The organism is Ruegeria sp. PrR005 (assembly GCF_010500245.1).
GTDB classification, from domain to species: Bacteria; Pseudomonadota; Alphaproteobacteria; order Rhodobacterales; family Rhodobacteraceae; genus Ruegeria_B; species Ruegeria_B marisflavi.
In genome coordinates this window covers 138,027-156,591 of sequence record NZ_JAAGOX010000011.1, presented here as the reverse complement: position 1 = coordinate 156,591, position 18,565 = coordinate 138,027, and the positions used below count along the sequence as shown (strand labels likewise).

The 18,565-nt window shown below is 62.5% G+C and carries 15 protein-coding genes; 9 read left to right on the top strand and 6 right to left on the bottom strand.

What is annotated here, in order from left to right; genetic code table 11:
- Window positions 1-45 precede the first annotated feature (45 nt).
- Window positions 46-663, top strand: coding sequence for a TetR/AcrR family transcriptional regulator (locus G0P99_RS07310; protein ID WP_239059721.1), 618 nt, complete (start codon window positions 46-48; stop codon window positions 661-663).
- Here G0P99_RS07310 and kynU read toward each other — a convergent pair.
- Both kynU and G0P99_RS07300 read right to left on the bottom strand, forming a co-directional pair.
- The gene (gene kynU, locus G0P99_RS07305; protein WP_164128729.1) at window positions 660-1,853 is read right to left on the bottom strand and encodes a kynureninase; all 1,194 of its coding nucleotides are present in this window, start codon (window positions 1,851-1,853) and stop codon (window positions 660-662) included. The genes G0P99_RS07310 and kynU overlap by 4 nt on opposite strands.
- 222 nt (window positions 1,854-2,075) lie before the next feature.
- The gene (locus tag G0P99_RS07300; protein WP_164128728.1) at window positions 2,076-2,828 is read right to left on the bottom strand and encodes an SDR family NAD(P)-dependent oxidoreductase; all 753 of its coding nucleotides are present in this window, start codon (window positions 2,826-2,828) and stop codon (window positions 2,076-2,078) included.
- Window positions 2,829-2,947: 119 nt separating this feature from the next.
- Here G0P99_RS07300 and G0P99_RS07295 point away from each other — a divergent pair, with 119 nt between their 5' ends.
- From G0P99_RS07295 to G0P99_RS07275, 5 genes are all read left to right on the top strand, one after another.
- Entirely contained in the window at window positions 2,948-3,895 is a 948-nt protein-coding gene (locus tag G0P99_RS07295; RefSeq protein WP_164128727.1) for an MBL fold metallo-hydrolase, read from the top strand.
- A gap of 188 nt (window positions 3,896-4,083) precedes the next feature.
- Complete coding sequence (locus G0P99_RS07290; RefSeq protein ID WP_164128726.1) at window positions 4,084-4,533, top strand: isoprenylcysteine carboxylmethyltransferase family protein; 450 nt, start codon at window positions 4,084-4,086, stop codon at window positions 4,531-4,533.
- Between the two features lie 130 nt (window positions 4,534-4,663).
- Entirely contained in the window at window positions 4,664-6,235 is a 1,572-nt protein-coding gene (locus G0P99_RS07285) for a Re/Si-specific NAD(P)(+) transhydrogenase subunit alpha (RefSeq protein WP_164128725.1), read from the top strand.
- A gap of 13 nt (window positions 6,236-6,248) precedes the next feature.
- On the top strand, window positions 6,249-7,682 hold the full coding sequence (locus G0P99_RS07280) for an NAD(P)(+) transhydrogenase (Re/Si-specific) subunit beta (protein WP_164128724.1): 1,434 nt from the start codon (window positions 6,249-6,251) through the stop codon (window positions 7,680-7,682).
- Between the two features lie 190 nt (window positions 7,683-7,872).
- A complete protein-coding gene (locus G0P99_RS07275; protein WP_164128723.1) occupies window positions 7,873-9,150 on the top strand; it encodes a DUF3422 family protein in 1,278 nt (425 codons plus the stop codon).
- On the opposite strand, the gene G0P99_RS07270 is transcribed toward G0P99_RS07275, so the two are convergent.
- The 4 genes from G0P99_RS07270 to G0P99_RS07255 all read right to left on the bottom strand — a co-directional run bounded on the left by G0P99_RS07270 (window position 9,086) and on the right by G0P99_RS07255 (window position 14,073).
- On the bottom strand, window positions 9,086-10,156 hold the full coding sequence (locus G0P99_RS07270) for a YeeE/YedE family protein (protein WP_164128722.1): 1,071 nt from the start codon (window positions 10,154-10,156) through the stop codon (window positions 9,086-9,088). The genes G0P99_RS07275 and G0P99_RS07270 overlap by 65 nt on opposite strands.
- A 209-nt stretch (window positions 10,157-10,365) precedes the next feature.
- Complete coding sequence (locus G0P99_RS07265) at window positions 10,366-11,277, bottom strand: ABC transporter permease (RefSeq protein ID WP_164128721.1); 912 nt, start codon at window positions 11,275-11,277, stop codon at window positions 10,366-10,368.
- Window positions 11,270-12,277 (bottom strand): ABC transporter permease, encoded by a 1,008-nt coding sequence (locus tag G0P99_RS07260; protein ID WP_164128720.1) that lies wholly within the window; start codon window positions 12,275-12,277, stop codon window positions 11,270-11,272. Before G0P99_RS07260 ends, G0P99_RS07265 begins: the two co-directional genes overlap by 8 nt.
- 95 nt (window positions 12,278-12,372) lie before the next feature.
- Window positions 12,373-14,073 carry a peptide ABC transporter substrate-binding protein gene (locus tag G0P99_RS07255; protein ID WP_164128719.1) on the bottom strand — a complete coding sequence of 567 codons (1,701 nt, stop codon included), beginning with the start codon at window positions 14,071-14,073 and terminating at the stop codon, window positions 12,373-12,375.
- Between the two features lie 285 nt (window positions 14,074-14,358).
- Between G0P99_RS07255 and G0P99_RS07250 the strand changes: the two genes are divergently transcribed.
- The 3 genes from G0P99_RS07250 to G0P99_RS07240 are packed head-to-tail and all read left to right on the top strand — an operon-like array spanning window position 14,359 to window position 18,557.
- Window positions 14,359-16,179 carry an ABC transporter ATP-binding protein gene (locus G0P99_RS07250; protein ID WP_164128718.1) on the top strand — a complete coding sequence of 607 codons (1,821 nt, stop codon included), beginning with the start codon at window positions 14,359-14,361 and terminating at the stop codon, window positions 16,177-16,179.
- Between the two features lie 13 nt (window positions 16,180-16,192).
- Window positions 16,193-17,359 carry an acetylornithine deacetylase gene (gene argE, locus G0P99_RS07245; RefSeq protein WP_164128717.1) on the top strand — a complete coding sequence of 389 codons (1,167 nt, stop codon included), beginning with the start codon at window positions 16,193-16,195 and terminating at the stop codon, window positions 17,357-17,359.
- A 31-nt stretch (window positions 17,360-17,390) separates the two neighbouring features.
- Window positions 17,391-18,557 (top strand): M20 aminoacylase family protein, encoded by a 1,167-nt coding sequence (locus tag G0P99_RS07240; RefSeq protein ID WP_164128716.1) that lies wholly within the window; start codon window positions 17,391-17,393, stop codon window positions 18,555-18,557.
- Window positions 18,558-18,565: the final 8 nt, after the last annotated feature.

Genomic DNA, 18,565 nt, shown 5'->3' with positions numbered 1-18,565 from the left:
CGTTTCTGAGTTTCGGTTATGACAAAGTGGTCATGATTTGTCACAATGTCAATTGACAAAATCTGGAACTTCTGTCAGTTCATGGACATGAAAGACGCGGATATTGATCCAAAGGTAAAGGCGATCCTCGAGTCGGCCTGGCAGGTTTTTGCGACCTATGGGTTTCGCAAGACCTCGATGGATGACATAGCGCGCGGCGCAAAGATGTCGCGTCCGGCGGTGTACCTTTATTACAAGAACAAAGAGGCGATCTTTCGCAGCCTTGTCGAGATGCATTACACGACCAAGACACAGGCCCTGAGCGCGGCGTTGAACGCCGACGCACCGGTGGAAACCCTGTTGCAAGCGGCCGTTGCCGCACAGGGGGAAGGTGTGGCCGCCTTGTTGAACTCACCACATGGAATGGAGCTTCTCGACGCAGGAACTTCGACCGCCCCTGACGTTGTCGAGGCGGGAGAGGCCGGGCTGCAACGGGTCTACGCCGACTGGTTGCAACGCGAGAGCGATGCGGGCCGCATCCGTTTGTCCGGCGATCCGACCGAGGTCGCGGCGACGATTGCCGCCGCTCTCAAGGGGATCAAGATGACCGCGCCCGATTACGCCCACTATACCGCGCGCGCCGCACAACTTGCGGCGCTGGTCGCGGCGGGGTTGACGGCCTAGGTGACGCGGGCGCGGACCTTGTATTCAGGCCGGTCCCACAGGCGGTTGTTCATCACGTCGGCCAGGATTTCGACAGCGGCGCGCACATCGCCCTCGTCGATGTACAGCGGTGTGAAGCCGAACCGCATGATATCGGGCGCGCGGAAATCGCCGATCACGCCGCGTGCGATCAGGGCCTGCATCGCGGCATAGCCATCGGCAAAGCGGAACGAGACCTGGCTGCCGCGCAGGTCGGCATCACGAGGGCTGGCGAGCGTCAGATCGGGACAGGCGGCTTCGACCTCGGCGATGAAAAGTTCGGTCAGTTCAACCGATTTTCTGCGGATATCTGCCATTTCCGCCATGTCCCAGATGTCCATCGCGGCGGAAAGCGCCGTCAGCTGGATCACTGGCGGGGTGCCGACCCGCATCCGCTCGATCCCCGAGCCCGGGCGGTAATCGAGGTCAAAGGCAAACGGTGCGGCGTGCCCCAGCCAGCCGGACAGCGCCGGTCGCGCGGTGTCTGCGTGACGGGGCGCGACATAGATGAAGGCGGGGGCGCCGGGGCCGCCGTTGAGGTATTTGTACGTGCAGCCAACCGCGAAATCGGCGTTGCAACCGGCCAGATCGACGGGGAGGGCGCCGGCGGAATGGGCGAGGTCCCAGACTGTCAGGACGCCCTTGGCATGGGCCTTGGCGGTCAGCGCTTTCATGTCGTGCTTGCGGCCGGTGCGATAGTCGACCTCGGTCAGCATCAGGACCGCGACCTCTTCGGTGATGGCGTCCTCGACCGCTTCGGGGTCGACCACGCGCAGCTCATATCCGTCGCCCAGCGAGCGCAGCAACCCGTCGACCATGTAGAGATCGGTGGGGAAGTTGCCGTTGTCGGAGAGCACCACCCTGCGTCCGGGGTTCAGCTCCAGGGCCGAGGCAACTGCTTGATAAACCTTGATAGAAAGCGTGTCACCCATCACCACATGGCCGGGTTCCGCACCGATGAGGCGGCCGATCCGGTCGCCCAGCTCGGTCGGCAGGGCCATCCATCCGGCCTTGTTCCAGCCGGTGATCAGCATCTGACCCCATTCGGCGGTCATCATGTCGCTGACCTTGTCGGCGGCTGCTTTGGGCAGGGGGCCCAGGGAATTGCCGTCGAGATAGAGGACGCCCTCGGGCAGGTCGAACATCGCTTTGGTGGCGGCAAAGTCGGTCATGGTGGCCTCACGTAGATATTTTAAGCCTAAAGCATATTTGTGAGGAGATACGTCTTGTACCGCCGCAAGTCCAGCTTTTGTTTAAATCGGACACCCGCCAGCAGGGGGATTGACCGTTTTGTACAAACCTGCGGCGACCTTGTTTTCTTTGTACATTTGGCCGCCGCGCACCGGTTGCTATCGGGAATCCGATGCGCGGCATCACAATAATTGATAACCCGGTCAGGTCTGGCCGCCCGCGATTTCGATGCATTGGCCGTTGATGCTTTGCGATCCCGGACCGACCAGCCAGAGGGCCGCTGCGGCGACCTCTTCGGGTTCGATGAGACGTTTGTGGCGGTTCTGGTTCACCATCAGTTTCAACGCGTCCTCGGCCCCGAGGCCGGTGCGCTGCGAGATAGAGGCGGTGTTGCGCTCGACGATGGGTGTGTCGACATAACCCGGGCAAAGCGCGTTGAACGTATAGGGGGTTCCCATGAACTCCTCGGAATAGGTTCGCGTCAGACCGATCATGCCGTGTTTCGAGGCGGAATAGGCGCCCGCGCCGGGTGCGCCGCGCAAACCGGCGATGGAGGCGACGGAGATCACCCGGCCCCAATCGGTTTCCAGCATCGAGCGCAGGCTTTCGCGGATGGTCAGAAAGGCACCATCGAGATTGGTCGCCATGATATCGCGCCAGAAATCCATATCGGTCTTTTGCAGGGTCCTGCCGACCGCGATACCGGCATTGGCGACGCAGATCTGCACCGGGCCGCGCGCTTCGACTGCGCGGGCGATGCCGGTGACGACCTCTTCTTCGTGACGCACATCCATTGCAAGTCCGAACATCCGGTCGCCTGCTACCTGATCCAGCACCTCGGCCCGCCGTCCGGTGATCGTGACGACCGCCCCTTGATCCGCGAGCGCGCGGGCAATCGCCAGACCGATCCCGGTGCCGCCGCCGGTGACCAGCGCATGTTTTCCCTGCAAGCTCATTGTGCGTTCTCCCTGTTTTAACGTCAGACTAATTCCGCGCAGCCCTGTGACAAGACGTTCCGTATCGTTCCGTTTCGTCTTATGCACAAATATGAATGAATCATGCGGAGGAGATTGCCATGCAGAGAATTTCGGGAGTGTTGTTTATTCTGGCGGCCGGTGCCGCCGGAGCGAGCGAGGATATCGCCGATCAGTACCCGCAATCCGAACTTTATTCGAAACCGGTCGAGGTCATCCCGCATGTGTTTTCGGCCATCGGCGCCACCGCGCCGCCGACCTATGAGAATGCCGGGCACAACAACAACCTGTCCTTTATCGTGACGGATGAGGGCGTGGTGGTGATCAATGCCGGGGCCTCGGCCCGACTGGCCGCCGCCTTGCATGACGAGATCAAGAAGGTCACCGATCAGCCCGTGGTTCTGGTCATCAACGAGAACGGGCAGGGCCATGCCATGCTGGGCAACAGCTATTGGCGCGATCTGGGGGTCGATGTTCTGGCCCATGTGGACGCGGTCGAGGAAACCACCCAGAACGGCGATTTCATCCTGATGGGGATGGAGCGGTACAATGGTGACCGGGCCGAGGGCACGCGGGTGGAACATGCGAATGTGACATTCGAGGATCGGTACGACCTGACACTGGGCGGTGTGGCGATCGAGGTGATGCATATGGGCCCGGCGCATGATCCGGGCGATATCCAGGTCTGGATCCCCGAATGGAAGATCCTGATCGCGGGCGACATCGCCTTTCACGAGCGGATGCTGCCGATCTTTGAACATACCTGCACCAGTTGCTGGCTGGAGACCTGGGAGACCAAGATGGAGCCGTTGGCCCCCACCTATGTGATCCCGGGCCATGGCCATCCGACCAACCTGGATCAGGTGAGGCGCTATACCTATGACTATCTGACCGACCTGCGCGAAAAGATCGGCGCCCATATCGAAGAGGGCGGCGACCTGGCGGGCGCCTATTACGTGGATCAGGAACGCTGGCGCAACCTGGACACGTTCGAGGAACTGGCGACCAAGAATGCGGGCCGCGTCTTTGCCGAGATGGAATGGGAGTAAGGGGCGGAACAATCGTTCCGATATGGCACAAAAACGGGAACATTGACCTGGGCTGTGGCAGGACTGCCGCCGCCCCATCCCTTATTGTCGCAGCATGGTCGGTTTTTTTGCAAATCCTGTCGCAACCGGGTAGAGGTGCGCCATGAACGCTTGGGGATATTCGGGCGGATGCCCGGAAAGGAACGGCCATGCAACGCATTGACCTGCCGCCGATATGGCTGGCGGCCTTCATTGGCGTGGCCTGGGTTCAGCAGCGCTATTTCTCATTTGGCCTGTCTTTGGACAGCGGCCTCGCCGACCTGATCGCCGGTCTGCTGATCGGGGGCGGGGTGGTGCTCTTGTTGCTGGCGGCGGCCGAGTTCCGCCGCCACCGCACCACCATCATCCCCCATCGCGCGCCTTCGGCCATGGTGCAGAGCGGCATCTACAAGCGCAGCCGCAACCCGATCTATCTGGGTGACGTGCTGATTCTGACCGGTGTGATTCTGCATCTCGACGCGGTGCTCTCGCTGGTTCTGGTGCCGGTCTTTGTCTGGCTGCTGGAAAAACGCTTCATTGTGCCAGAGGAAAATCGCCTCCGACGGCAATTCCGGGCGGATTTTGCCCGATACGAACAGAAAACGCGGCGTTGGATATAGGACATGACAGGACTGGACCTAACGTCGCGCATGCTGCGCTTGCGAAATAAAATTGCGCAAGATACATGTTTGCTTTGCAAACCTAACCGTGACGCGTCCGATCTCCGGGCCGAATAGGGGGACCTGACTGGTGAAAATAGGTACACCAAAGGAAATTTTCGAGGGCGAGAACCGCGTCGCGATGACACCGGATTCCGCTGTGCAGTTGCAGAAGCTGGGCTATGACTGTGCGATCGAGAGCGGGGCCGGTGCGGCTGCCGGCTTCTCGGACGCGCTGTATGAGGCGGCGGGCGTTCAGATCATCAAGACCGCGGCGGCGCTGTGGAAAGAGGTCGATATCGTCGCCAAGGTACGCCAGCCCGATGCGACCGAGCTGAAGCGGCTGAGTAAGGGCAAGACGCTGATCTCTTTCTTCAACCCGGCCGGGAACGAAGAGGGGATGGCGGCGGCCAAGTCCAAGGGCGCCAATGTGATCGCCATGGAGATGGTGCCGCGCATCAGCCGTGCCCAGAAGATGGATGCGCTGTCGTCGATGGCCAATATCGCGGGCTACCGCGCGGTGATCGAGGCGGGCAACAACTTTGGCCGCTTCTTCACCGGGCAGGTGACGGCGGCGGGCAAGGTGCCGCCAGCCAAGGTGCTGATCGTCGGCGCCGGTGTGGCTGGTCTGGCCGCTATCGGCACCTCGACCTCGCTGGGCGCGATCACATACGCCTTTGATGTGCGGCCCGAAGTGGCCGAACAGGTCGAGTCGATGGGCGCCGAGTTCGTCTATCTCGATTTCGAGGAAGAGCAGCAGGATGGCGCGGCCACCGGCGGTTATGCCTCGGTCTCGTCCCCGGAATTCGCCGCCGCTCAGCTGGCCAAGTTCCGCGAGCTGGCGCCTGAGATGGACATCGTCATCACCACCGCGCTGATCCCCAACCGCGAGGCACCGGAGCTGTGGACCGAGGACATGGTCGCGGCGATGAAGCCCGGCTCGGTCATCGTGGACCTTGCGGCGGAAAAGGGCGGCAACTGCAAGCTGACCGTCAAGGACGAGAAGATTGTCACCGAGAACGGCGTCACTATCATCGGTTATACCGATTTCCCCAGCCGCATGGCGGCGCAGGCCTCGACGCTTTATGCCACCAACATCCGTCACATGATGACCGATCTGACCCCCGAAAAGGACGGCCAGATCAACCACAACATGGAAGACGATGTGATCCGGGGCGCCACGGTGACGTTTGAAGGTGACATCACCTTCCCACCGCCGCCGCCAAAGGTTCAGGCGATTGCGGCCAAGTCCAAGGAAAAGCCGAAAGAGCTGACCCCCGAGGAGAAGCGCGCGCAGGAGGTTGCGGCCTTCAAGGCGCAGACCAAGAACCAGGTGACGCTGCTGACCGTGGGCGGTCTGTTGCTGCTGCTGGTGGGCCTTGTCGCTCCGGCCAGCTTCATGCAGCACTTCATCGTCTTTGTGCTGGCGGTGTTCGTGGGCTTCCAGGTGATCTGGAACGTCTCGCACTCGCTGCACACGCCGCTGATGGCCGTGACCAACGCCATTTCGTCGATCATCATCCTGGGCGCGCTGATGCAGATCGGGTCGGGGTCGTTCCTGGTGATCCTGCTGGCCGGTCTGTCGGTCTTCATGGCCGGGATCAACATCTTCGGCGGCTTCCTCGTCACCCGGCGCATGCTCGCCATGTTCCAGAAATCGTAAGGAGTAGCGGGCAATGGAATTCGGATTCACCACTGCCGCCTATGTCGTTGCGGCTGTTCTCTTCATCCTTTCGCTGGGCGGCCTGTCGGGCCAGGAAAGCGCCAAGCGCGCCGTCTGGTACGGCATCGCCGGTATGGGCCTGGCGGTTTTCGCCACGCTGATCGGCCCCGGTGCGGGCCTGTGGCTGCTGTCGCTGGTCCTGATCGCGGCGGGCGGCATCATCGGCACTTATGTCGCCAAGCGCGTACAGATGACCGAGATGCCGCAGCTGGTCGCCGCGATGCACAGCCTAGTCGGTCTGGCCGCCGTGTTCGTGGGCTTCAACGCGCATTTCGAACTGGTCAATGTCCTGTCGATGAGCGAAGAGGCGCGTCACGGTCTGGAAGGCTTTGCCGCGCTATTGGCGCATAAGAGCCCGGTCGAGCAGAACATTCTGCGGGTCGAGCTGTTCCTGGGCATCTTCATCGGGGCGGTGACCTTTACCGGTTCGGTGGTCGCCTATGGCAAGCTGGCGGGCAAGGTCACCTCGGCCGCGACCAAGCTGCCGGGCGGTCATATGCTGAACGCCGGTGCGGCGGCGCTGTCGCTGATCTGTCTGATCTGGTACTTCAACTCGGGTGGTTTCCTGCCGCTCCTGATCATGACGCTGGCGGCCTTCTTCATCGGCTATCACCTGATCATGGGCATCGGCGGCGCCGACATGCCGGTGGTGGTGTCGATGCTGAACAGCTATTCGGGCTGGGCGGCGGCGGCCATCGGTTTCAGCCTCGGCAACGACCTGTTGATCGTGGTCGGCGCGCTGGTGGGCTCAAGCGGTGCGATCCTGTCCTATATCATGTGCAAGGCGATGAACCGCTCGTTCATCTCGGTGATCCTGGGCGGCTTTGGCGGCACTACGGGCCCGGCGATGGAGGTCGAGGGCGAACAGATCGCCATCGACGCCGAGGGCGTGGCCGCGGCGCTGAACGATGCCGACAGTGTCGTCATCATCCCCGGCTATGGCATGGCGGTGGCGCAGGCGCAGCAATCGGTCAGCGAACTGACCCGCAAGCTGCGCGCCAAGGGCAAGAACGTACGGTTCGCCATCCACCCGGTGGCGGGTCGTCTGCCCGGACACATGAACGTGCTCTTGGCTGAAGCCAAGGTGCCTTATGACATCGTGCTGGAGATGGACGAGATCAACGAGGACTTCCCCGATACCGATGTGGCCATCGTGATCGGTTCGAACGACATCGTGAACCCGGCCGCGCAGGAAGACCCCAACAGCCCCATCGCCGGCATGCCGGTTCTGGAATGCTGGAAGGCGAAACAGGTGTTTGTCTCCAAACGCGGGCAGGGCACCGGCTATTCGGGCATCGAGAACCCGCTGTTCTACAAGGAGAACACGCGCATGTTCTATGGCGACGCCAAGCAGTCGCTGGACAAGCTGTTGCCGATGATCGACTGATCTAACTGAAACAGTTCGGTTAAGGGGCGCCCATGCAGGCGCCCCTTTTTCGTTTCTGGGTTGCGCGGCGTGGCGGGTTTTGCGCCCGAACGGCCGGATGTATGCGACAGTATCCCGTAACCAACTGAAATAAATAAATATTTGCCGTGGAGCGGTGAGCGGATATAGTGCGCGGAAACCGGAGCCCCCTATGACGCCCATTCAGGACCATCCCTTGCGCTTTGCGCTGGCCAACGAGTTGCATGCACGCCCCTTTCCCGTCTCGGACGCGCCCTGTACCGTTGCCTATCTGGCCATCAAGCAACCGGGCGTCGCCGCCGCACGGGACCGCAGCCTGGACCGGGCGCATCTGATCGACCTGCTGGACCGTCATGGTGCGCCGCACCCGCAGCCCGATGCGACCCATTATGCCGGGCAGATCGGGCGGCATTGGCTGAAATGGGAAAGCCATACCGAGTTCGTGACCTATACCGCCTTTGCCACGGGGGTCAGCGAGCGGGCGTTCAACCCGGTGGATTTCGAGGTGTTTCCGCCCGATTGGCTGCATGCCGCACCGGGGCAGCGGGTGACATCGGCGCTGGTGCGGGTGGTCGAAAGGCCATCGGAGGATGAGATCCGCGAGCATCTGGCCGACTGGTTCGTGCCCGAAAGCCTGGCCGTGGCGCATGTTCTGGATCGTGCGGCGGTCGCGGCGGGCGATTTTCGCATCGACCCGGCGGGGCATATGCGCTTTGCCATCTTTGTTGCACCGGAGACCGGCGAACGCCGGATCGGGCGGGTGATCCAGCGGTTGTGCGAGATCGAGACCTATAAGGCGATGTCGATGCTGGGGTTTGCCCGGATCAAGGATCTGGCGCCGCAGCTGGGCCAGCTTGACGCGCGGCTGACCGAGCTGACGGTTGAGATGTCAGATGACAACCACCGGGCCGAGGAGCTGTTGCCACAGCTTCTGTCGACCTCGGCCGAGCTGGAAACCATGGCGGCGCGGTCCGAGTTCCGCTTTGGCGCGACCGGGGCTTATGAGGCGATTGTCGGGCAGCGCATCCAGTCGCTGCGAGAGGAGCGGTTTGGCGGGCGCCAGACTTTCGCCGATTTCATGCTGCGCCGGTACGAGCCCGCGATGCGGACGGTGAAATCCACCGAACAGCGGTTGAAGCGGCTGTCGGACCGGGCGATCCGGGCAGGCGACCTGCTGCGCACCCGGGTCGATGTGGAACGCAGCGCCCAGAACCAGGCGCTGCTGGAGAGCATGGACCGCCGCGCCGATATGGCCCTGCGGCTGCAACACACGGTCGAGGGGCTGTCGGTGGTGGCGATCAGCTATTACGCGGTGTCGCTGGCGGGGTACCTGCTCTATCCGTTGACTGGCTTGGGGGTCAGCAAGGGGATGCTGACCGCTGCCGTCACTCTGCCGGTTGTGGCGGGCGTGTGGTGGTCGGTGCGGCGAATCCGGCGCCGTCTCGAATAAAGGCATCGGTCAGCCTGGCCCCGAGCGCGACGGAGGCGAGCGCAAGGATTGCGGCAAGGCTGAGCGTGGGGACACCGGCCAGACCGGCGCCCAGGGTACAGCCGCCCGCCAGAACGCCGCCCATGCCCATCAACGCGGCCCCGGCCAGATAGCGACCAGTCTGGCGCGGGCTGTCGAAGCTCTGCCAGCGGAAGCTGCCAAAGAGCAGCGCCGCGGCCAACGCGCCCAGCAGCACGCCGCCCACCAGCCCGGTGCCGAAACCGGGGGTGATCGAGGTCGAGGCGATGGTGTAGAACAGCGTGTCGGCGGCAGGGGCGGTGAAGGAGAGGCTCTCCATCGCGATGGGGTCGAACTCGTCAAACAGGACATAGCCGGTGCCGACCCAGCCCAGCGGCACCAACAGGCCGATCAGGGCCGCGCCCAGCAAGGGAAGCGCCCGATTGCCCGAGCGCGCGGCGACCAGCAGCGCGGCCAGCGCCAGCGCGGCGGTCCAGAGCGCCGCGCCACCGGGCAGGGCGGCCAGCGATACGGTCTCGCCCAGATCGACGGTCACAGCGCCAAGGCTGGTGCGCAGCGGCGCCAGCACGCCCTTGAGCATCGCATGGGCCACCACGGAAAAGACCAAAAGCACCGTCAGCGCCCGCAGGTTGCCGGTGCCGCCCAGCACGGTCAGACGCGAGACGCAGCCGCGTGTCAGCACCATGCCGGCGCCGAACATCAGCCCGCCGAGCACCACCGCCAGAATCGGCAGGTCCGAGGCGAGCAGGCGATGGTCGGCAAAGCCGATCAGCTCGGCCGCCACGGCGGCCTGAGTACCCAGGATCGCAACGGCGAGTGCGGTGAACCAGACACCGGCGGCCTGACGCGCATCCTCGCCCACTACGGCGCGGCGGAAACAGAACCGCGTCCGCTCGGCCAGGAGGCCAAACAGGACGCCCAGGGTCAGGCCCAGAAGAACGCTGACCTCTTTTGCGGTGGTCTCTTCGAAACCAAGGAACTCGAACATGGAAGCCTCACGGGGAATTGAGAATATTTTCCCAGATGAAGCGGTAAGCGGTGACAATCAAGAGTATCCGAATGTGTTCTGGTGTTCAGGGGCGGGATACTGTCCTGAATGAAGGGGGGCATCGAAGATGCTATTCCGGCCATTCTGGTTGGGCGAAACAAAAAGGCCGCTCCTGATCGGAGCGGCCTGTTCTTTGTTCTTTTTTCGCCTCAGCGGCCCCGGATGCGCGGGTCGAGCGCGTCGCGCAGACCATCGCCCAGATAGTTGACGCTGAGCACGGTCAGCGAGATCGCCATACCGGGCCAGATCACCCGTTCGGGGAATTGTTGCAGATAGTCGACGCCATCGAACAACAACCGCCCCCAGGTCGGGAAGTCGGGCGGGAAGCCCAGGCCCAGGAAGCTGAGCGCGCTTTCGGTGATGATCGCGGTGGCGATGCCCAGCGTGGCCGACACCATGATCGGCGACAGCACGTTGGGCAGAATATGCCGAGTGATCAGACGCGTGTTCGTGGTGCCGATCGAGCGGGCCGCGAGCACGAATTCACGCTCTTTCAGCGCCAGCACATCGCCGCGCACGATCCGCGCGGTGGGCATCCATGAGGTAATGCCGATGGCCGACACGATAAGGATGAATATCCCCCGCTCCAGGCCGAAGGCCGCGTTCAACGGCTCGCGGAACAGCAGCATCATGACCAGCAGCAGCGGCAGCAGGGGCAGGGCGAGGAACAGGTCGGTCAGGCGCATCAGCGGCCCGTCGAGCTTGCGGAAAAACCCGGCTAGGACACCCACGAACGAGCCGAGGAACAACGACAGCAACATCGCGGTGATCCCCACCGAAACCGAGGTCGCGCCGCCCGCCATCATCCGGGCCAGCAGGTCGCGCCCCAGCTGATCGGTGCCAAAGGGATGGGCCAGGCTGGGCCCTTGGTTGCGTTCCCGGATCGCGGTCTTGGTTGGGTCGATATCCCAAAGGTAAGGACCAAGATACACAGCGGCCACGATCAGGAAGAACAGGGTCGCCCCTATCATGGCACCCTTGTGGTGCTTGAACTGGTCCCACACGTCGAACCACTGGCTGCGCGGCGGTTTGGTGGGTTGGGGTTGGCTCAACTCAGTCATAGCGGATCCGCGGGTCAAGGATGCCGTAAAGAACGTCGGCGATCAGGTTGAAGAGGACGATCAGCACGGCAAAGATAAAGGTCAGGGTCTGAACCATCGGCAGGTCATTGGCCTGGAGCGCGCCGATCAGCAGCTGGCCGATGCCGTTCACCTTGAACACCTGCTCGGTGATGATGGCGCCGCCAAAGATCGACGGGATGCCCAGCGCGATCACGGTCACCACCGGGATCATCGAGTTCCGCAGCACGTGAACCATCACGACGACATATTCGCTGAGCCCTTTGGCGCGGGCGGTGCGGACATAGTCCTGGTTCAGGTTGTCCAGCATCGAGGCGCGCATGAAGCGGGAAAGCTGCGCGGTGATCTGGAGCGCCAGCACCATCACCGGCATGATCATCTGTTTGAGCTGATATACGAAACTGTCCCAACTGTTGACCACATGGGTGGTGTCATAGATCGACGGGAACCAGCCCAGCTGTACCGAGAAGATCACGATCACCAGCACGCCCGAGAAGAAAGGCGGCACCGAGAAGCCCACCATCGAGACAAAGGTGCCGAGCTGGTCGAACCAGCTGTATTGCCGGTAGGCGGAATAGATGCCGATAGGCAGGGCGATGATGATGGCCACCACATAGGCGGTGCCGACCACCCAAAGGGTCTGCGGGATGCGCTGCACCACGATATCCATCACCGGCGAGCGGGTCTGCCACGAGATCACCCGCAGCTTGCCCTCGGAGAAGGATGTGCCGAAGTAATAGTCGATCAGCACCTGCGGCTCGATCCAGAAGAACTGCACGATCCATTTCCAGAACCGGATATGCATCGGCTGGCCGAGACCCAGCGCCTCGCGCATCTTTTCCTTGACCTCGGGCGGAACCGTCAGCGGCACCTGTGCCATCGGGTCGCCCGGGGCGAGTTCCAGCAGCAGGAAGATCACAAGACTAATGAACAAAAGCGTCGGGATTGCGAGAACCAAGCGACGGATGGTGAAGGTCAGCATTCAGGTGCGCCTTTGTTTACGAGTCTTTTTGTTGGGTCAGATGCCAATTGCCGCGCCCCGATCATGGATCGGGACGCGGCAGGAATGTGTTGGCCTTACTTGATGCGGTGCCAGTCGGCTACGTTCCACAGCTCGCTGTCCCACACGTTCAGGACGACGCCGCCCAGCGTGTTGGAATGAGCCGACAGACGGCCACGGTGCACCAGCGGGATCATGCCGCCGTTTTCGACCATGATGTCGTTCAGGCGCTTGGCAATTTCCGCGCGTGCATCGGCACCGGCGGTCTTGGTCAGCTCGGCATGCAGTGCGTCGTACTCTTCGTTGCAGAAGCGGCTGATGTTCTCACCCTGCCACTGGCTTTCCGGCTTGGGCGCCTTGTCGCACAGGCCGTTGGCCAGGTACGACTGCGGGTCGGTGCCGTTGAAGGTGTTGGCGTACATTTCCACGTCGGCATAGAACTTCTGGAAGGTGTCGGGCGAGCCCGGGTCACCACCGAAGAACACCGATGCGTTGATGTTGCGCAGTTCGCTTTCGATACCGATCTCGGCCCACCACTCCTTGATCAGGGCCTGGAAGTCCTGACGCACGGCGTTGGTCGAGGTCTGGTAGACCACTTTCAGCGGCACGCCATCCTTTTCGCGCACGCCGTCGCCATCGCTGTCGACGATGCCGGCATCATCCAGCAGCTTCTTGGCGCCTTCGATGTCCTGGGTGTCGCAGGAGAAGGTGTCGGAGTTCACGGCAGCAGGCGCCGGAACCCAGTTGCAGGTGACCTTGCCGGCCTGACCATAGCCGATCTCAACCAGCAGCGGCCGGTCGATGGCCATCGACATTGCCTTGTAGACAGCCGGGTCCTGAAGGAAGGGATGCGGATGCTTGGCGGTCGAACGTTCGCCTTCGGGCAGGTCGGGCGAGGGGTTGGTCTGGTTCAGCATGATACGCTCGACCAGCGGACCAAAGCCCGCGACCGGGGTACCCTTGCCACCGGCCTGCATCTGCTGGATCACCTCGGGTGCCAGTTGCAGGTTCCAGGCATAGTCGAACTCGCCGGTTTCCATCACGGCGCGACCGGCCGCGGTGGCATCGCCGCCACCCTTGAAGGTCAGCGTGGCAAAGGCCGGCTTGTTCGGGTCACGATAGTTGTCGTTGGCCTTCATGGTGATCACGTCGTTCGGCTTGAACTCGGTGACGACAAACGGGCCGGTGCCGATCGGGCCAAAGTTCTCGGTGGTGCATTCGGGGGCCTTGGCGCCCATGCAGTTCTCGAACTGGGCCTTCTGGATGATCGGGCTTTCGCCACCCACGAACGGGCCATAGGGGAACGGGGTCGGCTTGTCGAAGGTGACCTTGACGGTCATGTCATCGAGCGCCTCGACCGAGGTCACGCCCTCGAACTTGGTGAGCTGCGCGCAGCCGCCTTCGGGATGCATGCAGTAGTCGGCGGTGAATTTCACGTCATGGGCGGTAAAGGCGCTGCCGTCCGACCACTTGATGCCGGGCGCGATCTTCCAGGTGATCGAGGTCAGATCGGCGCTGACGCCGCCGTTCTCGACGGTGGGAATCTCGGATGCCAGGAAGGGCACCATGCCGCCATTTTCGTCGTAGCGGGCCAGCGGTTCGATGACCAGCGACGCCGATTCAACGTCCTTGGTGCCGCCCGACAGGAACGGGTTCAGGATCGAGGGTGCCTGCCAGTAGATGATGCTGACATTGCCGTCCTTGCCGCGCTCTGCAAAGGCCGCCGGGGCCAATGCGGTACAGGCAATCGCACCCATGAGTAGGGTTCTGATTTTCATTTTACACTCCTTGTTGGACACGGATGTGTCATGATTTTTCCGCATGTACTGCGGTTCTAGTGTTGCCGTTCCGGGCGTAAGATATTGGAAGTTATTCCAAAAACAGCTCGCGTTACGCGAATGTCGTTTGCTTCCCCCACAACGGTTACGTCGCGTATCGAAACAGAGTTTTGAAAAAATGCAAGCCTTGCCGTTGGGAAAACGGTCAATGCGTTTGACTCTTTGCCAGCGACAGCCGTAGCGTTTGCCAAACAAAAACATAAGGCGACCAAAGGGAGCGCGCGCGTGCTGGATCAGCCTATTGCCCAGATCAAGAAACTGAGAGTCGAATTCCAGACCAAGGATGGTCCGGTCGTGGGGGTCGAAGACGTGTCGTTCGAGGTGCGTCCCGGCGAGACCGTGTGCATTGTAGGCGAATCAGGGTCCGGCAAATCCGTCTCGTCGCTGTCGCTGATGCGGCTTGTCGAATTCGGCGGGGGTGATATCGCCGGTGGACAGCTTTTGTTTGATCGCCGTGACGGTGGCGAAGTGGATCTGGCCAGGGTCGACCAGGACCTGATGCGCGACATCCGGGGCAACGAGATCGGAATGATCTTTCAGGAGCCGATGACGGCGCTGAACCCTGTTTTTACGGTGGGCCGACAACTGACCGAGGGGCTGCGGGTGCATCGCGGCCTCAGCCAGGCGCAGGCCGAGGCGCGGGCGCTGGAACTGTTGCGAGAGGTTCGGATCCCGGAACCCGAGCGGCGTCTGAAGCAGTATCCGCACGAACTCAGCGGCGGGATGCGCCAACGGGTGGTGATCGCGATGGCGATGGCGTGCCGGCCGCGCCTTTTGATCGCGGATGAACCCACGACTGCGCTGGACGTGACCATCCAGGCTGAGATCCTGGCATTGATGGACCGGCTCAAGCGCGAGACCGGGACGGCGGTGATGTTCATTACCCATGACATGGCGGTGGTTGCCCAGATGGCGGACCGCGTGGTCGTCATGTTCAGGGGCAACAAGGTCGAGGAAGGCACCGTCGAGGAAATCTTCGAGAACCCGCAGCACGAGTATACCAAGGCGCTGCTGGCGGCGGTGCCGAAGCTGGGGGAAATGCGGGGCAAGGCCGCGCCCGAGCCAATGAAGCTGATGGGGGTCGCGGATCAGAAGATCGAACCGATAATGGGCACCGACAAGCCGCTGCTGCGGGTCAAGGGGCTGACGACGCGCTTCGCGGTCAAAGGGGGATTCTTTCGCCGCACGATTGCCAATGTTCACGCGGTCGAGGACGTGTCCTTTACCCTCAACAAGGGGCAGACGCTGAGCCTTGTGGGCGAATCGGGCTGTGGTAAATCATCCGCCGGGCGATCCATTTTGCGTCTGGTCGAACCCATGGCGGGCGAGATCAATCTGGACGGCGTCGATGTGGTGAAGCTCGACCAGTCGGGGCTGCGCAAGGCGCGGCTGGACATGCAGATGATCTTCCAGGACCCGTTCGCGTCGTTGAACCCTCAGATGCAGTTGCTGGAGCAGGTGGCCGAACCGATGCGCAACTATGGTGTTGCCAGCGGGTCGGAGCTGGTGGACCGGGTTGCCTCGCTGTTCGACCGGGTGCAGTTGCCGCGCAGTTTCATGCGCCGCTATCCGCACGAGATGTCGGGCGGTCAGCGGCAGCGGATCGCAATCGCCCGGGCGCTGGCGCTGAACCCCAAGCTGATCGTCGCGGACGAGGCGGTGTCGGCGCTCGATGTGTCGGTGCAGGCACAGGTTCTGAACCTGATGATGGAATTGCAGGCCGATCTTGGCCTCAGCTATCTGTTCATCAGCCATGATATGGCGGTGGTGGAACGGGTCAGCCACAATGTGGGCGTCATGTATCTGGGTCGTATCGTCGAGCTTGGCACGCGCGAGCGGGTGTTCGAGAACCCGCAGCATCCCTATACGCAGGCCTTGATGAAGGCGGTTCCCATTGCCGATCCCAGAAAGCGGAAGTCGGAGAAGGATCTGAACTTCAAGCCGATCCCGTCGCCGATCCACCCGATCGGCTATGTGCCGGAACCGTCGCGTTATGACGAGGTCGAGCCGGGTCACTATGTGCTGACCACGGACAGCGGTTACTGATTGGGTGAAGAAAATGGCCGCGCGATTATCACCGCTGGCGATCATGACCAAGCTTGTGTCTTTCCCGACCGTCAGCCGGGACACCAATCTGCCGCTGGTGGATTGGCTTGAGGACTATCTTACGGGCCATGGGATCGAGACCCACCGCTGGATTGACCCTGAACAGCCGCACAAGGCCGCGCTGATGGCGCATGCCGGCCCCCGTGTCGAGGGGGCGGTTGTTCTGTCGGGGCATAGCGACGTGGTGCCGGTCGACGGGCAGGACTGGGACGGCGACCCGTTCACCGTGGTCGAGCGGGACGGCAAGTATTTCGGGCGCGGCACCTGCGATATGAAGGGCTTTGACGCGCTGGCGATCTGGGCGCTGGTCGAGGGGCACCATCGAGGGTTGCAGCGCCCGTTGCAGCTGGCGCTGAGTTTCGACGAGGAGCTTGGCTGCACCGGGGCGCCGCCGATGATTGCCGAGATGCAGAAGCTGCTGCCCAAGGGCAGCGCGGTGATCGTGGGCGAGCCGTCGATGATGCAGGCGGTGACCGGTCACAAGGGCGGACAGACCTTTCGCATCGAGGTCTGGGGGCACGAAGTGCATAGCTCGATCATGCATACCGGCGTCAGCGCGGTGATGGAGGCCGCGCGGGTAATCCAATGGGCCAACGAGGTGAACGCGGCGGAAGCCTCGCGCGCGCCGTCGGATGTGGCGGCGATGTTCGATCCGCCGTTTACCACCTTGCACACGGGATTGATCGAGGGCGGCACCGCGCAGAACATCACCGCGCGCCAGTGCCGGTTCGATCTGGGGTTCCGGGCGGTCCCCGACCAGCCGCATGAAGACTGGCGGAGCCGCATCCTGGGCCGTATCTCCGAGGTGGAGCAGGCGATGCAGGCCATTCACCCGGAGACCCGCATTGATGTGGAAACCCGGTTTGGTGTGCCGGGGCTGGTGCCCGAGCAAGAAGGCGAGGCCGAGGGGCTTGCCCGCGCCCTGACCGGTGACAACGCCGGCCATGTGGTCAGCTATGGCACCGAGGCGGGTCAGTTCCAGGAAGCGGGATATTCCGCCGTGGTCTGTGGGCCGGGCGACATCGCCCAGGCGCATCAGGCGAACGAGTTCATATCCGTGGCGCAGTTCGAAGCCGGACATGCGTTCATGCGCCGCCTGATCGACCGTTTGGCCGCATGATGCTTGTCGCAGAACAGCAGGAGAGACAGATATGCCGATAAAGAACCGACTTGCCGATCTGCATCCCGAGATCACCGGATGGCGGCGTCATCTGCATGCGAACCCCGAGCTTATGTACGATGTGCATGAAACCGCGGGTTTCGTTGTCGAACGCCTGAAGGAGTTCGGGATCGACGACATCACCACAGGGGTAGGCAAGACCGGCGTGGTGGCGACGATCAAGGGCAAAAGCGACAGCAAGGGGCGGGTGATTGGCCTGCGCGCCGACATGGATGCGCTGCCGATCACCGAGATCACCGGGCTTGACTATGCCTCGACCGTACCGGGCAAGATGCATGCCTGCGGCCATGATGGGCATACGGCGATGCTTTTGGGGGCGGCCAAGTACCTGGCCGAGACGCGCAACTTCGATGGCACGGTCGTGCTGATCTTTCAGCCGGCCGAAGAGGGCGGCGCGGGCGGCAAGGCGATGTGCGACGACGGGTTGATGGACCGTTGGGGCATCCAGGAAGTCTATGGCATGCACAATGCGCCCGGAATTCCTGTGGGGACTTTCGCCATCCGGCCCGGGCCGCTGATGGCCTCGTCCGATGATTTCGAGATTGTGGTGACGGGCAAGGGTGGGCATGCCGCCTCGCCCCATGATGCCATTGACACGACGCTTGTCGCCTCGCAGATCGTGGTGTCGCTGCATTCCATCGTGTCGCGCAATATCGACCCGTTGAAATCGGTGGTTCTGACCGTGGGGACGTTCAAGACCGATAGCGACGCGTCGAACATCATTGCGCATACGGTGCGGATGACGGGCACGGTGCGGACGCTGGACAGCGAATACCGCGCCATCGCCGAGGACCGGGTGCGCCGTGTGGCAACCGACATCGCCAGCGCCTATGGGGCAACGGCGGTGGTGAACTGGGCACCCGGCTATCCGGTCACGATAAACTCGGACGCCGAAACCCAACACGCAATCGAGGCCGCGCGCGCGGTGGCTGGCAATGTCGACGAGGATACGCCGCCGATCATGCCCAGCGAAGATTTCTCTTACATGCTGGAAGAGCGGCCCGGCGCCTATATGTTCCTTGGTAATGGCGACACCGCGCAATGCCATCACCCGGCCTATAACTTTGATGACGAGGCGATCCCGGTCGGGTGCAGCTGGTTTGCCGAGATCGTCGAACGACGCATGCCCGCCGCCTGAGCGGGCCG